The 16,969-nt window shown below is 60.4% G+C and carries 12 protein-coding genes (1 of these 12 only partly in view); 8 read left to right on the plus strand and 4 right to left on the minus strand.

What is annotated here, in order from left to right:
• Positions 1–413 precede the first annotated feature (413 nt).
• From CKO25_RS08455 to thrC, 4 genes are all read right to left on the minus strand, one after another.
• The gene (locus CKO25_RS08455; protein ID WP_200387527.1) at positions 414–2,129 is read right to left on the minus strand and encodes a potassium channel family protein; all 1,716 of its coding nucleotides are present in this window, start codon (positions 2,127–2,129) and stop codon (positions 414–416) included.
• 123 nt (positions 2,130–2,252) lie between these two features.
• Positions 2,253–2,636 (minus strand): DUF6394 family protein, encoded by a 384-nt coding sequence (locus CKO25_RS08460; protein WP_200387479.1) that lies wholly within the window; start codon positions 2,634–2,636, stop codon positions 2,253–2,255.
• Positions 2,637–2,692: 56 nt separating this feature from the next.
• On the minus strand, positions 2,693–4,291 hold the full coding sequence (locus CKO25_RS08465; protein ID WP_242467502.1) for a hydroxymethylglutaryl-CoA lyase-like TIM-barrel protein: 1,599 nt from the start codon (positions 4,289–4,291) through the stop codon (positions 2,693–2,695).
• Between the two features lie 17 nt (positions 4,292–4,308).
• Entirely contained in the window at positions 4,309–5,694 is a 1,386-nt protein-coding gene (gene thrC / locus CKO25_RS08470; protein WP_200387480.1) for a threonine synthase, read from the minus strand.
• A 489-nt stretch (positions 5,695–6,183) separates the two neighbouring features.
• On the opposite strand from thrC, the gene CKO25_RS08475 reads away from it, so the two are divergent.
• The 8 genes from CKO25_RS08475 to CKO25_RS08510 all read left to right on the plus strand — a co-directional run.
• Positions 6,184–6,441, plus strand: a complete 258-nt coding sequence (locus CKO25_RS08475) for a DUF4212 domain-containing protein (protein WP_200387481.1) — start codon at positions 6,184–6,186, stop codon at positions 6,439–6,441.
• A gap of 13 nt (positions 6,442–6,454) precedes the next feature.
• Positions 6,455–8,260, plus strand: a complete 1,806-nt coding sequence (locus CKO25_RS08480) for a sodium:solute symporter family protein (protein ID WP_200387482.1) — start codon at positions 6,455–6,457, stop codon at positions 8,258–8,260.
• 177 nt (positions 8,261–8,437) lie between these two features.
• Positions 8,438–10,303, plus strand: a complete 1,866-nt coding sequence (locus CKO25_RS08485) for a putative nucleotidyltransferase substrate binding domain-containing protein (RefSeq protein WP_200387483.1) — start codon at positions 8,438–8,440, stop codon at positions 10,301–10,303.
• 9 nt (positions 10,304–10,312) lie between these two features.
• Entirely contained in the window at positions 10,313–10,990 is a 678-nt protein-coding gene (locus CKO25_RS08490) for an exonuclease domain-containing protein (protein ID WP_200387484.1), read from the plus strand.
• A gap of 300 nt (positions 10,991–11,290) precedes the next feature.
• A complete protein-coding gene (gene acs / locus CKO25_RS08495; protein WP_200387485.1) occupies positions 11,291–13,237 on the plus strand; it encodes an acetate--CoA ligase in 1,947 nt (648 codons plus the stop codon).
• Between the two features lie 122 nt (positions 13,238–13,359).
• On the plus strand, positions 13,360–14,193 hold the full coding sequence (locus CKO25_RS08500) for a LabA-like NYN domain-containing protein (protein WP_200387486.1): 834 nt from the start codon (positions 13,360–13,362) through the stop codon (positions 14,191–14,193).
• A gap of 21 nt (positions 14,194–14,214) precedes the next feature.
• A complete protein-coding gene (pilB, locus tag CKO25_RS08505) occupies positions 14,215–15,930 on the plus strand; it encodes a type IV-A pilus assembly ATPase PilB (protein WP_200387487.1) in 1,716 nt (571 codons plus the stop codon).
• 11 nt (positions 15,931–15,941) lie between these two features.
• Positions 15,942–16,969, plus strand: the 5' portion of a protein-coding gene (locus CKO25_RS08510) for a type II secretion system F family protein (protein ID WP_200387488.1). The gene runs 220 nt beyond the window's last position; 1,028 of the gene's 1,248 nt are visible here — the first part of the coding sequence; it begins with the start codon at positions 15,942–15,944; the stop codon falls past the right edge of the window.

Here is a 16,969-nt window from a genome sequence, read left to right on the forward strand (position 1 = left end):
TAGGGATCCTGCACCGCTGATGAGCAGGACGGCAACCACGCGGGAGTGACCTCCATGACGGCAGCGCTGCCTGAGCGGGAAGCGCGGCCATCCTAGGATCTCATCATCTGACCAGGGCCATCCACGTTTTGATCCAGTCATCCGCTGCGTCGTGGTGGATGCTATGGATGCTGTGGCCGCTGACCTGAACTGGGTCGCGGTCACCAGGGTCTGCAATAGGCTTGTTCCGATCCTGGACGATCTCATGTTCTGATGATGGAATATTTGGCCGTTCTCGAACAATCACAGTCTCACAGGCACCCGAGCAGCAGTGATTCACCCCTTCGAGCACGGATGCAGACCCTTGCCGCCGCGGGTTGCGGACGCGCCGAGCGCTTGCGCATCCCGCGGCGTCACGCGACCTGGCCGTTGGCTCAGGGATTGGGCTCGCTCCGCCCGCGCTGCGCGAGCCATCTCCAGATCCACCCACCAGGACGCGTGTTCCCCGTCAAGACATAGTCGAGCACGTTCGGATCCTGGAGTGTCCAGTCCATGCTATGCCGGACGGCGAGAGCACCGCACAGGAGCAGATGATCCCCCATCCGCAAGCGGGCTTGGGCATCGGGCAGGAGTTCACGCGTCTCACCATGCCGGCGCATCAGAACGATGGCCGGGAGCACGCTGTCGCGATCATGCGAATCGCTCATGAGGTGCGCGATGGTCAGCTCGACACCCTCTTGACTCGCGCGATAGAGTGCCGGTGCGTGGTACTCGTCGACCTGGATTTCCCAGACGTGAGGGACCTGCTCCTCGACCAAGCCCGCGATCCGACTGACCAGTTCGCAGGCCCAGGTCTCGTCCTCGAAGCGGGCATGGGTGAGGAATTCGGAGAGCAGCGGCACGCCGAGACGAACGCGGATGCGATCAGCAATGATACTGCTCGGGATCATCACGACCTGCGCACCAACACGTTCAAAGAGAATCTGATTGTGTTTGTGGTTCTGTCGGGCCACGACGAACAGCGTCGGGTTCAGCTCCAGCGCGGTCATGATGATCGAGAGGTTGTCGGCGTCGTTGTCGGTACCCGCGACCAGACCGACAGCCTCATGAATCCCAGCTTGTTCGAGGGTCACGGCCTCGGTTCCGCGGCCATGGATGACGCCATCCTTGGGCATCCCGGTGCGATCCGGTCGCGCCTCGATCACGGTCAAGGAAAGGCCCTGCTCGTTGAGATGGCGATAGATCGCCTTGCCAAAGCGACCATAACCACAGAGGACCCAGCGACCGTCTCGCGGCGGAAAGATCGGCACATCGAGTGGCTCGCCCTCGAACCCTGATAGCCAATTGCTCAAGAGGGCTAAGCAAGGGGCCTCGATCGCGATCGCCAGATCCATTGCGAAGGTATCGAAGGGGTCGTAAATGTGGTCGGTCCCGAACGAGGCCATGTTCGCCTCCACATCGTGGGAGTCCGCGCGGCAGATCACCCTGATGTCTGGATGCATGAGCTTCGCTGCAATGGCAATTTTCAGGTTGGACTCATTGACATTGGTCAGGGCGACGACACCCTTGCAGAGCGGATGCTGAAGACCCGCGACCTCAAGTGCTCGCGGATGGCGGGCATCCGCGCAGAGCGCGGGAACATACTCGCGGTGATCGTCAAGCTTGAGCTGATTGATGCGCGCCTCGTCGATGTCGATGACCACGGCGTGCTCGTGCCGATCGGTCAGTGTGCGGACCAAGGCATCACCGGTCTGACCGTGACCACAGACCAGATAGAAGGGGTCGCGCAGCCGTCTGACACGACGCCGAAATCGTCGCTCGCGGATGGCACGCTGGAGAGAGACATCCTGTAGGAGTCGAATCAGGGTGCCGATCGCGTAGAGCCAGACCGCGACCGAGGCGAAGATCATGAGTGACACCCAGATCCGTTGGGCGTCGGTGAAATTCTCAGGCAGCTCGCCGAACCCGATGGTGGTCGACATGTAGCTGACGAAGTAGAAGGCATGGAAAAAATTGTAGGGAACCGGATGGCCCGCGGCATCTTGCGCTGGGATCAGCACCATTCCGGCCATGGCCACCGCGTAGGTGCTGATGAGCACCAGCAACGGGGTCCGCATCCGGCGCATGATGAGGTAGACGATGTTGCCCATGCTCGCCTGCGCGGCCTCCTGATCCCGCGATCTCACCCGGGCCACGGCTTACCTCCAGGGGACCCGGCGCCGGGTCGGAACCGGTGCTGCGCCAGATTCATCAGACCCCACCCGCGGCGCATCTCAACGGCGCAAGGTGAAGGTTTCGATCACGAGCAGCACCACCGAGATCACGTTCGCGATCATCGCCCCACCACTGAGAGACACGATACTCGCCATCACCGCCGGGGTCATGCCGGCTGCGGTTGCGTGGGCTGCAATCGTCCAGATCAATCCGGCGGCAAAGAGCTGGATCATCGCCACCAGACTGGTCGCCAGCAGCAAGGCGCCCATATGGGATCGATCGCCAAACTTCAGCACGGTAGCCACCAGGTTGACGATGATGACCACGAACAGCTCCCACACGTGATGGTGGTCCGGGTTGTCGATTTCGCCGATAAAAAAGCCGAAGTTCAGGGTCAAGGCCAGAACGATGAAGAAACCAAAGACGACCTTTTCTGGATTCACGTGCGAGGACTCCCGGTCAGCTCATGCGCGGCCGTTGGATGCAAGGGCGGCTCAGCTCAGGCCGCGGTGGAGCGCGCTTCAGGATCGCGCTGTTCCTCAAGGGTCTGATGCAGAATGATGTTGAGCATGCGCACCGTTGCCCCGATCGCCGCGAACACCTGATTGGCGTGGACGCCACGGGTTCGCAGCTCGCCGCGATCCGTATTCCAGGTGATGCTGCATTCGGTCAGGGCATCGGTGCGGCCCCCTTTCGGAATGCGAATCTCGTAGTCGGCCAAGGTCGGTAACGTCAACCCGCGTTTCCGCACCACCTTTCCCAGGGCTTGATTGAACGCATCGAAGCCACCGTTCCCGCTGCCGGCCGCGGTGTACAGCTCATCGGCAATGCGCATTTTGATGCTGGCCGTGGATTCGAGATCGAGGCTTGAGGACACCGAGCAGGCCAGCAACTCGGCGTGATGATAATCCTGGCTCTCGAGCACTTCGGCAATGATGAAGGGCAGATCCTCGATCGTAATGGACTTCTTCGAGTCCCCCAGCTCGACAATGCGCTTGAGCACCTTGAGCTGATTCTCCTCCGAGAGGGTGATGTCGAGGCGTTCGAGATTCTTCGCCAATGACGCCTTGCCGGCGAGCTTGCCCAGCGCGTACTTGCGACGCCGCGCGAACCGCTCGGGTGAGAGACGCGTGTGGTAGAGACTGCCCTTGCGATCACCATCGGCATGGATGCCAGCGGTCTGTGTGAAGACATCGGCGCCGATGATGGGGGCATTGTCGGCGATCCGTTTGCCAGAAAAGGACTCGACCAGTTCGCTGATGCGGGCGAGATGACTCTCATCGACCCCGATCTCGTAGCCGAGCTGATCGCGGAGATTCACCGCCACCTCGGCCAGGGAGGCATTGCCGGCCCGCTCGCCGAGACAATTGACCGTGCAGTGCACCGCAGCGGCTCCAGCACGCGCGGCGGCGAGCACATTGGCCGTCGCGAGGCCATAGTCATTGTGCGGATGAAAATCGAAGTTCAATCCTGGAAAACGCTCGAGCATGTCACGGAAGGCGGTGAAGACCCGTTCGGGTGTCATCACTCCCAGCGTGTCGGGCAGCATGAAATGGCCGATGCCCATGCCGTCCAATCGCTCCAACAGACCGAAGACATAGCCGGGGTTGTCGCGATAGCCATTCGACCAGTCCTCGAGGTAGAGATTGACCGCGAGACCTTGTGATCGCGCATGGGAGATGGTCTCGCGCACATCCGCGGCATGTTGCTCCAAGCTCTTGCCGAGCTGGCAGCGACAGTGTTTCTCACTCCCCTTGGCCAGCAGATTGATGACCTGCCCGCCGGCATCGCGGATCCAGTCGACGCTGCGCCCCGCATCGACGAATCCGAGCACCTCGATGCGCGGCGCGAGACCACGCTCCTCGGCCCAGTCGACGATCCGGGACACCGCCCGTGCCTCACCGAGTGAAACACGCGCCGACGCCACCTCGATGCGGTCGACCCGGACCAGTTCGAGGAGCACCTTGGCGATATTCACCTTCTCGTCGGGCGAGAAGGAAACCCCTTGAGTCTGCTCGCCGTCACGGAGGGTCGTATCCATGATCCGAATGTAGCGTGGTGGTGCGCTTTGCGGACTCGGTCGTGCACTGGGATCCATGGTATTCACCCTGGTGTTCAAACAGAGGCTAAGGTGTCCCGCATATGGGCCTTGAGCGTCGCGGCATCCGCCTCGAGTTCAAGACATCGGGTGGGCAGATCCATCAACCCTTGCAGCGGGGGTGGCAGGGGTGCATCACGGCCGATTGCCTGCCAAATCGCGGCGTTGAACTTGGCCGGATGCGCGGTCGCGAGACAGATCACATCCTCCCGAGCCCCGCCTGCCGCGACCCCTACGGCCGTATGAGGACAGAGGATGTAGCCACTCACCGCTTCGGTCTGACGAATCTGCGCGAGCGTTTCTGGATCACTGACGGCCACCGCGTCGAAGTCATGACGGACGCGCGCCAAGTCGGACGCATCGACCTCTAACCGACGCTCGCGCCGCAGCGCATCGAGCCGCTCCCGAACACGTTCCGGCTGGCCGTCGAACAGGAAATAGAGATAACGCTCGAAGTTCGAGGCGATCTGGATATCCATCGCCGGGCTGAGGGTCTGGTACACCTCCCCAAGCGCATAAACTCCAGTGTTGACAAAACGCGTCAGAATGTCGTTACGATTCGTCGCGATGATGAGCCGATTGATCGGCACTCCCATCTGCTTGACGAGATAACCGGCGAAGACATCCCCGAAGTTACCGGTCGGAACCGAGAAGCTGACACCGTGTTCCGGATCGCCGCCACTGACCTGGCCCCACGCGTACACGTAATAGACCATCTGGGCCAGGATCCGTGCCCAGTTGATGGAATTCACGGCGCCGAGACTGAACTCGGATTTGAAGGGCAAGTCGTTAAAGAGCTCCTTCACCAGCCGTTGCGCGTCATCGAAACTCCCCCGTACGGCAATGTTGTGGACATTGGCATCGAGGACGCTCGTCATCTGGCGCTCTTGGATCGGCGAGACGCGTCCCTTCGGATGCAACATGAAGATGCTGATCCGTGGCTTGCCACGCACACCATAGATCGCGGCGGAGCCGGTGTCACCCGAGGTAGCGCCGCAGATGTTGAGCGTTCCGCCATCACGTTCGAGCAGGTAGGCGAAGAGGTTGCCGAGGAACTGGAGGGCAACGTCCTTGAAGGCCGCGGTGGGGCCGTGGAAGAGTTCGAGGATACGTAGCCCGGCGACGTCGACGACGGGGGTGACCTCGGGATGCGCGAAGGAGGCATAGGAGCGCTCGATGAGATCCCGTAGATCGGGCGCCGGAACGGCCCCGTCGACGAATAGCGTCATCAGCTCGAAAGCGAGATCCTGAAAACGCAGACTGGACCACCGTTGCAAGGTCTCGGTCGAAACACGCGGGATCCGCTCGGGAACCAGCAGCCCCCCGTCGGTCGCGAGCCCCATCAGGACCGCTTCGGCGAAGCCGATTGGCGCCATCCCCCCGCGCGTGCTCACATAGTGCATCGTCGAAGCAGCCTCTTGGTTCATCTCGGTCAAGCCCACGCTGAATCGCGCAGGGTAAGAAACCACGCGCGCCTTGGCAACCGGGATTCGAATTCACCTGGACGGGACAACCAGCCTGCCATATCTCAATACTGAGCATTGCGTCAGCGACGCGATGCTCGCGCTGTCCGCGCGGCGGCGATCGTTGACAGCGTGGCGCATCCAACCAGACAATGCCCTGCGCTGGTTCGCCATCATCTGGCGTGAGGAGTATCGTAACCATCGCTCGGCGGCGTCCCTGAACGCTTCCAGCAACGCAACTCGACGAGTGATGGGGTTTCGGGTTGCGCGACGGGCTGATTTTCCCAAAGCTTCGTCTATAACGACTAGAGAGATCGACCGAGGGGGCAGAAGTGCTAGGCAACGAAACCAACCCTGTTTCGTGTTCCGTCATCGCCCCGTCACCCCGACCTAACCATCCGAATCAACAACTACGGAGTGACTCGACCCATGACACCTGAAAAACGCGCTGACTACTGGAGCGCGAACCTGCTGCTCCTCATGGTCCTATTGATCATCTGGTTCGTCGTCTCATTCGGCTTCGGCATCCTACTCGTGGAGCCACTGAACGCCTTCCACCTCGGGGGTTATCCACTCGGCTTTTGGTTCGCCCAACAAGGTTCCATCTATGTTTTCGTCGCGCTGATCTTCATCTACGCGGCGGCGATGAACAAACTCGATATCAAATTCGACGTCGGCGAGGAGTGAGGAGCCCCACACCATGACTGCACTCGAGATCTGGACCTACAGTATCGTTGGTCTGACCTTCGCGACCTATATCGGCATCGCCGTCTGGTCACGCGCGAAGAGTACGAGCGACTTCTACGTCGCCGGCGGCGGTGTCAACCCAGTTGCCAACGGCATGGCGACCGCCGCGGATTGGATGTCAGCGGCCTCCTTCATATCGATGGCGGGCATGATCGCCTTTAATGGTTATGGCGGCTCGGTGTTCCTGATGGGCTGGACCGGTGGCTATGTGCTGCTGGCGCTGTTGCTGGCTCCCTACTTGCGTAAGTTTGGCAAGTTCACGGTTCCTGAGTTCATCGGCGATCGCTACTACTCGCAGACCGCTCGGGTCGTGGCCGTCGTCTGCTTGATCCTCGCCTCGGTGACTTACGTCATCGGTCAGATGACAGGGATCGGGGTTGCGTTCGGCCGCTTCCTCGGCGTTTCCTACGAAATGGGTATCTTGGCCGGCATGGGCATCGTCGCGATCTATGCCATCATGGGTGGAATGAAGGGTATTACCTACACCCAGATTGCCCAGTACGTCGTCTTGATCTTCGCCTATACCATTCCCGCCATCTTCATCTCGCTGAATCTGACCGGTAACCCGCTGCCACAATTGGGGCTTGGGGGTGAGTACATGCGCGATGGCGTGTCCAGCGGCATGACGCTGCTCGCTAAGCTCGATCAGGTGGTGACCGATCTCGGCTTCAAGGAATACACCACGCAGGTGATGGGTAGCTCGCTCAATATGTTCGTCTACACCCTCTCCCTGATGATCGGGACGGCGGGACTGCCGCACGTCATCATTCGCTTCTTCACGGTGCCAAAGGTGCGCGATGCACGGTTCTCAGCCGGTTGGGCACTGGTCTTCATCGCCATCCTCTATACGACCGCACCCGCCGTCGGTGCCATGGCGCGCCTGAACCTGATCGACACCATCCAGATCGGCCCGATCGGCAGCGAGCAGGGGAACCTGGTCTACGACGACCGTCCGGATTGGTTCAAACGCTGGGAGGCCACGGGCCTGCTCAAGTGGGAAGACAAAAACGACGACGGCCGCATCCAGTATTACAACGACCAGAACCCGGAATTCGCGGCGAAGGCCGAGGAATGGGGTTGGAGGGGCAACGAGATGGTGACCGTCAACAACGACATCATCGTCTTAGCGAATCCCGAAATCGCTGGTCTGCCAGACTGGGTGATCGCGCTCGTGGTCGCCGGTGGTCTCGCGGCGGCACTCTCGACCGCGGCGGGATTGCTCCTCGCCATCTCATCGGCAATCTCGCATGACCTGTTGAAGGGCGTCTTCATGCCGCACATCTCGGAGAAGCGAGAACTCCTCGCCGGACGTCTCGCGATGATCGCGGCGATCCTCCTTGCGGGTTATCTCGGAATCAACCCACCTGGCTTCGCCGCGGGGACGGTCGCGATTGCCTTCGGACTTGCCGCATCATCGCTGTTCCCCGCACTGATGATGGGCATCTTCGCCAAGCGCATGAATTCGGCCGGGGCGGTCGCGGGCATGATCGCGGGTTTGGTCGTGACCCTGCTGTATGTGTTCCAACACAAGGGCATTCTGTTCATCCAGGGGACGAGTTTCCTTGCCCCTGATCTGGGCATGGGCGCGAACTGGTTCTTCGGGATCACACCCGAGGCCTTCGGGGCGATCGGCGCTGGGGTGAACTTCCTCGTTGCCATCGCGGTGTTCAAGTTTGCGGCACCGCCTCCCGAGCACATCCAGCACCTCGTCGAGGATGTGCGCATCCCACGTGGCTCTGGGGCCGCAACGGGTCACTAGGAGGTCGCTTTCCCTGGTCGGCGGTGATGGTCAACGCCGGCCGGGGACCCGCCTGAGTGTGGGACATGCACCGCCGCGACTTGACGGGTCGCACGTCAGACAGGACCCCGCCGTCGGCGGGGTTTTTTATCTGTCGCGCCGGGAATCGTAAAGATCAGACCAAACGAGGCATGGGTGATGCAGATCGAACTGATCGAGATCCAAGATTTTCTGGCCGAACACCCGCCCTTCGATCAATTGCCGAAAGACACCCTCGAGCGCATCCCCCGGCGCCTGACGGTGCGATACTTCCGTCGTGGCAGCCCCTTCCCGCCCGAGGATGCCGACCCGCCGTGCGTCTACATCCTCAGACGAGGTGCAGTCGAACTGCGCAACAGTCAGGGTGAGCTTGTTGGCAAGTTGGCCGAAGGCGACCTTTGCGACATGCCCTGTCGCTCTCGCACCGAAGGGACGCACTTTCAAGGCAATACCTCCGAGGATACGCTCGTCTATGCCCTCCCCTGCGGTGAACTCGATCAGCTCCGCACCGAGCATCCCGCCTTCGCCGAACACTTCGAGCAATCCATCTCGGAACGGTTGCGCAAGGCGCTCGACATCATCGTGGATTCCCCGTCGTCCGGCAGCGGCCTGATGACCGTGCAGCTGGGCAGCATGCTTAAACGCGACCCCATTGTGGCAGGACCCGACACGAGCATCCGCGAGGCGGCGCAACGGATGTCCGAGCACCGGGTCTCGTCGCTGCTCATCATGGAGGGCGATCACCTCGCGGGAATGATCACGGATCGGGATCTGCGCAGCCGCTGTGTCGCCGTCGGACTTCCCACCGATCGTCCGGTGCGCGACATCATGACCGAGCAACTGCAGACCGCGCAGGTCGATACCCTCGGGTTTCAGGCGCTCCTCACCATGACGCGACTGAATGTCCATCACCTGCCCGTGCTCGAGGGTGAGCGGGTCGTCGGTCTGATCTCAACGACCGATCTAACCCGTTTCCAAAGTGCCAACGCGGTTTACTTGGTCGGGGATATCCACCGCGCCTCCTCGATCGAGACACTGATTCAAATCAGCGCGAAGATTCCCGAGTTGCAGGTCCATCTGATCAATAGCGGGGCGACCGCGAATCATGTGGGCCAGGCTATCAGTGCCGTGACCGACGCCATCACGCGACGTCTCATCGATCTCGCCGAGGCCGATCTCGGCCCGCCTCCCGCGCCCTACGCCTGGCTCGCGGGAGGCTCTCAAGCCCGTCGCGAGCAGTCCTCGCATTCCGATCAGGACAACGCGCTGCTGATCGCCGACCATGCCAAACCCGATGATGATGCCTATTTTGCCGCGTTGGCGAAGATCGTCAACGACGGACTCGACGCCTGCGGCTTCGTGTACTGCCCGGGCGATGTCATGGCGGCGAATCCGAAATGGCGCCAGCCCCTGCGCATTTGGAATAAGTACTTCGCCAACTGGATCTTGAAGCCAGAACCCAAGGCCTTGATGCTGGCGAATGTCTTCTTCGACTTACGCGCGATCCATGACCCCGAACAACTGTTCTCCGAGCTGCAGGAACGCATCATTGAGCGCTCGAAATCCAATCGGATCTTCGTTGCCTACATGGTCGCGAATGCACTCAAATATCGTCCCCCACTTGGCTTTTTCCGTAACATCGTCCTGATCCAGGGGGGCGAGAACGATCACACCTTCGATATCAAGCATAAGGGCATCGTGCCGATTGTCGATTTGGCACGCATTCACGCCCTCTCCGCGGGGCTCGCCGAGACCAATACCATCGAGCGACTCGCGGCTGCGGCCGAGATCGGCGCCCTGAGCAAAGACGGCTCGGCCAATTTGATCGATGCGATCGAGTTCATCGGAACCTTGCGGATGCGTCATCAGGCCAAGCAATTGAGTCATGGCAGAAAGGCGGACAACTTCGTCTCTCCCAACGAGTTGTCTCCGTTGGAGCGGGGGCACCTGAAAGACGCCTTTTTATTGATCAACACCATGCAAGAGTCATTGGGGCAGCGCTATCAATCCGGACGGTTCGCGTAGGAGTTGGGTGTGGGTAGACTGCTGGATTGGCGCCGCCGGTGGCGACTCCGCCGGTCCCCTCCCGGACCGTTGCGCTCCTATCTCGATCACCCGTTTCCGCTGGCCAAGACCGACTACCGCGAGGTCGACTATCTCGCCATCGATCTTGAGACGACGGGTCTGGACATCGCCCATGATCTCATCTTGAGCGTAGGCTACGTCAGCGTTCATGGCTGTGAGATCGATCTGTCGAGCGCGCGCCACCGGGTCGTGAGGATCGATCGCTCGATTCCAGAAGCAAGCGCGGTGATCCATCAGATCACGGATGATGAGGCCGCCGGTGGCGAAGAATTGCAGGACGTGCTCGAGGAATTACTCGGCACACTCGCGGGCAAGGTCATGATCGCCCATCACGCACGCATCGAGCGTGGTTTTCTGACGCGCGCCTGCAAACGACTGTGGAAGCGAGGTCTCCTCATGCCGGTGGTCGATACACAAATTCTCGCGCTGCGCACCTTCGAGCGACGCCAGACGGCCTTCAAGGCCTCCGATCTGCGCCTGCACTCACTCGGAGACCGCTACAACCTGCCGCGTTATGGTGCGCATAACGCCTTGAGCGATGCGCTCGCATCGGCTGAATTGTTTCTCGCCCAGGCCGCCTATCGTGACTCGGGCCGAGGCCTGCCCTTGCGGGATTTCCTGTGCTGAGACCCAGGCAAACCCGCAAAGCGACTGGCTGTGTCCAATTGGACCGTTTACTATTGTGGACTGGCTCTGGTCTGGAAACCGCGTGCGAGCCACCGGGATATCAGGTCGCGCCGGGACCCGCCCCGAAGGGTTCCGATCGCCACCTGATCGCAGGAGTCGGGGACCCTCGAGAGGGCACCGAAGACCTGGGCTTCATCCCGAGCGAGTCAGGTTTCCCCGTCCCGACGACTGATCGGCATTTGCGACGACGGTCGCGGTCAGCACCGTGGATCGTCTCACTACACTAAAGAGAGGAAGATCATGTCAGAAGAAAAAATCTATGCCGTCCCCGCGGACATCGCGGCCAACGCCCATATCGATGCCGAGCGCTACGCGGCGATGTATCAACAGTCGCTGGATGACCCCGAGACGTTTTGGGCCGAACAGGCCGAGACCTTCCTGACCTGGTCCAAGAAGTGGGACCAGGTCATGGATTACAGTTACCAGGCCGACGATCTGCACATCAAATGGTTCGCGGGCGGCAAACTCAATGTGTCCTACAACTGTCTCGACCGTCACCTCGAAACGCGGGGCGATCAAGTCGCGATCATCTGGGAGGCGGACAATCCCGAGGAAGACCGCAAGCTCACTTACCGCGAACTCCATGCCGAAGTCTGCCGACTGGCTAATGTCCTGAAGTCGCGTGGTGTGCGTAAGGGCGATCGGGTGTGCATCTATCTGCCGATGATCCCCGAGGCTGCCGTTGCGATGCTGGCCTGCACGCGGATCGGTGCCGCGCACTCGATCGTCTTCGGCGGCTTCTCGCCCGATTCTCTGCGTGATCGTGTCCTCGACTCAGAATGTCGTCTGGTCATCACCTCCGACGAAAGCGTGCGGGGCGGACGCCACATCCCCCTGAAGAAGAATGCCGATACCGCGATGGCCGAATGCCCCAACGTCGACACGGTGATCGTGGTGCGCCGCACCGGCGGCAAGGTCGATTGGACCGAGGGTCGGGACATCTGGTACCACGAGGCACTCGCCAGCGTGCCCGCCGAGTGCCCAGTGGAGGAAATGGACGCCGAGGATCCGCTCTTTATCCTCTACACCTCGGGTTCGACCGGGAAACCGAAGGGGGTGTTGCACACCACCGGCGGTTATCTCGTCTTCGCGGCGATGACGCACAAATACACCTTCGATTACCAGGACGGTGAGGTCTACTGGTGCACCGCCGACGTCGGTTGGGTCACCGGCCATACCTACATCGTCTATGGTCCGCTTGCCAATGGCGCCACCTCCCTCATGTTCGAGGGCATTCCGAACTATCCCGACATGTCGCGGTTCTGGGACGTCATCGACAAACATCAGGTCAACATCTTCTACACCGCGCCGACGGCGATCCGCTCCCTGATGCGCGCCGGTGAGGAACCCGTGAAAAAGACTTCCCGCACGTCGTTGCGGATCCTCGGCTCGGTCGGTGAGCCGATCAACCCCGAGGCTTGGGAGTGGTACTACCGGATCGTCGGTGACGAGCGTTGCCCGATCGTCGACACCTGGTGGCAAACCGAAACCGGCGGACATCTGATCACGCCGCTCCCCGGGGCCACCGCGCTCAAACCCGGCTCGGCCACGCGTCCCTTCTTCGGCGTCGTTCCCGCCCTGCTCGATCCGGCGGAGGGCACCCTGATCGAAGGTCCAGGTGAAGGGGCCTTGGTGATCAGCCAGCCGTGGCCGGCACAAATGCGGACCGTCTATGGTGATCACAGCCGCTTCATCGATACCTATTTCCGTCAATATCCCGGGTATTACTTCACCGGGGATGGCGCGCGCCGCGATGCTGACGGCTATTACTGGATCACGGGACGAATCGACGACGTCCTGAACGTGTCCGGACATCGTCTCGGAACGGCGGAGATCGAATCGGCCCTGGTCTTGCACCCGCACGTTGCCGAGGCAGCGGTTGTAGGTTACCCACACGACCTCAAGGGTCAAGGGATCTACGCCTATGTCACGCCCATGGCCGGGGTGGAACCGACCGATGACCTGAAAAAAGAGCTGGTGGCCATGGTGCGCGGTGAAATCGGTCCAATCGCTATCGTCGACATCATTCAATGGGCGCCAAGCCTTCCCAAGACGCGCTCGGGCAAAATCATGCGGCGGATTTTGCGCAAAATTGCTGCGAACGAGATCGATTCACTCGGTGACACCTCCACCCTCGCCGATCCCACCGTGGTCAGTGAACTGATCGAGGGTCGAGCGAACCGCTGATCTCCTCAACCAACGGCTTTGCCATCGCTGAGCTCATGATGCGCGGTGATGTGTCTCCAGCAACGGAGACCATCGCCGCGCACCGCGCGCCGCCTGCAACGTCCGCATCCAAATCACACGATATGAGTTCACATTTACGAGTCGGTGTCTTTGTCGATGCCGAAAACGTCCGCTACAACGGTGGCTACCAGATGCGGTATGACGTCCTGCGGCGATTCGCGGCACGCGAAGGCGGCATCCTGCAGCGTCTGAACACCTACATGGCATTCGACTCGGAGCGGGCACGCGAGGACCCGGAATACCGGAAGAAGGCGCAAAGCTACCAGCAAATGGTCCGCGATTTTGGCTGGAAGATCACCACGAAGCTTGTGCGTCGCTACACAGACGAGAGCGGTGCCGTCACAACCAAGGCCAACGCCGATCTGGATATGGCGGTGGATGCCATGTTGCAGGCGAACAAACTGGACCAGGTTCTACTCGTCACGGGCGACGGTGATTTTTTACAGGTCGTCGAGGCCCTCCAGAATACCGGTTGTCGGGTTGAGCTGATGGGGTTCAAGAATGTTTCTCGGCAACTCCAGCAACAGGTCGACGCTTTCTACTCTGGATTCTTGATCCCGGATCTGCTGCCGATTTCCTACGAGCCACGCAATGAGTGGGGGATGCCCGGTTCCTGTGTGCGCGGGGTCTGTACCAAATGGTTCGCCGACAAGGGTTACGGGTTTCTTCGCATCATGGATCACCTCTCCCCCAAGCTGTGGATCACCGATCCGCGCGACCCCGAATCGCCCTATATCAGCGTCTTTTGTCACACGAACGAACTTGCGGATGAGGTCACGGAAGATCTGCTCATGAACCGCGATACTGTCCTCGAATTCTATCTCAACGAGAGTGAACAAAAAGATAATGGCCTCGTTGCCAACAACGTCAGACTCGCATTCTCGGTTAACCGCTAACCGCTCGGTCGATGCCTGAGCATGGCGAGCGAACCGAAACCGCACAGCACCCTGTCTGGCCTCGCCTTGCGACTGGTTCAGAACCAGTTGATCAGCGAGCAAGAGGCCACCGCGGCGACCGCCGACGCGGCACGACGACGCCAATCCCTGATCGCCTATCTGGTGGAGCAGAAAATCCTGGATGCACGCCGGATTGCGGTTGTCGCCTCCAGTGAATTCGGCATCCCGCTCCTAGACCTGCGCGCTATCGATCTGTTGAACCTACCGGTCAATCTGGTGGATGAACGCCTCCTGCGCAAGCATCGGGCGCTACCGATCCATCGCCGTGGCAACCGACTGTTCATCGCCGTCTCGGATCCGACCAACGATCAAGCACTTGAGGAGATTCGCTTCAATACGGGGTTGGCGACCGATCCAGTCATCGTCGAAGAGGACAAGCTAAATTCTGCGATCGAGACGGCCATCGAGGCCCAGGACACCACCATGACGGAGCTCATGGATGCGGACCTGGAGAAGATCGAAATCACTCCCGACGCAGAGGATTTGCGCGATGACGCCGAGGTCAACGTCGACGATGCCCCAATCGTCCGCTATGTGAACAAGATCTTGGTTGATGCTATCTCGGCCGGCGCATCAGACATTCACTTCGAGCCTTACGAGAAATTCTTTCGCGTCCGCTTTCGTCAAGATGGCATCCTGAGCGAAGTGGCCAGCCCACCACTCAATATCGCGGGCCGTCTCGTCTCACGCTTGAAGGTGATGTCGCGGATGAATATCGCCGAGCGGCGCGTGCCTCAAGATGGGCGGATCAAGCTCAAGGTCAGCCGCACGCGCGACATCGATTTTCGCGTCAACACCCTCCCAACGCTCTACGGCGAGAAAGTGGTCCTGCGGATTCTGGACTCGTCCTCGGCACAGGTTGGAATCGAGGCACTCGGCTTCGAGGAGGAACAACGGACGGCCTTCTTGTCGGCGATCCACAAACCCTATGGCATGGTGCTCGTCACTGGCCCAACCGGATCTGGGAAAACCGTCTCCCTCTACACGGCGCTGAACCTTCTGAACAAACCGGAGATCAATATCTCCACGGTTGAGGATCCGGTCGAGATTCAGGTGCCGGGCATCAATCAGGTGAACATGAACCCGAAAACCGGACTCACGTTCGCCTCCGCCTTGCGTGCCTTCCTACGCCAGGATCCGGACATCGTCATGGTCGGGGAGATCCGCGACCTCGAGACCGCCGAGATCGCGGTGAAAGCAGCCCAAACCGGGCATCTGGTGCTTTCCACGCTGCACACCAATGACGCGCCACAATCATTGACCCGTTTGGCGAATATGGGGGTGGCCCCATTCAATCTGGCGTCGTCCGTTCTCCTGATCATGGCGCAACGTCTCGCGCGACGTCTGTGCGCACGGTGCAAGGTCCCTGAAGATCTCCCCAGGGAGGTCCTACGCCAAGAGGGCTTTACCGACCAGGATATCGAGGAAGGCATCGTGGTCTACCGCCCGGTCGGCTGTGAGCACTGTACGAAGGGATATCGTGGCCGGGTTGGGGTCTTCCAGGTCATGCCAATCACCGAGTCCATCCGCCAGATCATCCTCGAGGGTGGGGACGTCAACAAACTCTCCGCACAGGCAAGCCGCGAAGGCGTCTTTGATCTAAGGCAATCGGGCCTGCGTAAGGTCAAACAGGGCGTGACGAGCCTTGAAGAGCTCAACCGCGTCACCAAGGAGTAAAGCCAACAACCATGGCGACGGCCCGAAAACTCAAAGCGAAACCCAAACCCAAGGCAGAGAAGGCCTATGTGTTCAGTTGGGAGGGGCGCGACCGTCGGGGGTCACGGGTGACGGGGGAGACACGCGCGGCCAGTCTGACCATGGTGCGCGCGGATCTGCGCCGACAGGGGGTCAACCCCACCAAGGTCAAGAAGAAGCCGCAACCACTCTTCAGCACCAAACGCAAGATCACCGCCGCCGATATCTCAATCTTCAGCCGTCAGCTCGCGACCATGATGTCCGCGGGAGTCCCGTTGGTACAGGCATTTGACATCGTCGGTCGCGGTCACGAAAACCCTTCCATGCAGGACATGATCCTCGCCATCAAGCAGGACATCGAGAGCGGTACCGCCATGGCCCTCTCGATGGGCAAATACCCGCTCTACTTCGACGACTTGATGTGCAACCTGGTCGCCGCAGGAGAGCAAGCGGGCGTCTTGGATGTGTTGCTCGATAAGATCGCGACCTACAAAGAGAAAACTGAATCGATCAAGGGAAAGATCAAGAAGGCACTCTTTTATCCGATTTCCGTGATCGCGGTGGCCATCATCGTCAGCGCGGTGTTGCTGATCTTCGTCATTCCACAATTCAAGGATCTGTTTTCCAGCTTCGGCGCCGACCTACCCGCCTTCACGCTGCTGGTCATCGGATTATCTGACGCATTGCAAACCTGGTGGTGGGCCTTGCTGCTCGGAGCGGGAGCGCTCGGCTATGTCATCAGCAACACCTTCAAGCGGTCACGAGCGTTTCGCGAGGCGGTTGATCGTACTGCACTCAAGATCCCGATCATTGGTCCGATCCTGAACAAAGCGGCGCTGGCACGCTTCGCGCGCACCCTCTCGACGATGTTTGCCGCGGGCGTGCCACTGGTCGAGGCGCTTGACTCTGTCTCGGGCGCCACCGGGAATGTCGTCTATCAAAATGCGGTACTGAAAATGCGCGAAGAGGTGGCAACCGGGCAAGCGCTCCAGTTGGCCATGCGCCAGCAAGATCTCTTTCC

Source organism: Thiocapsa imhoffii, from assembly GCF_016583985.1.
In the GTDB taxonomy this organism is placed as follows: Bacteria; Pseudomonadota; Gammaproteobacteria; order Chromatiales; family Chromatiaceae; genus Thiocapsa; species Thiocapsa imhoffii.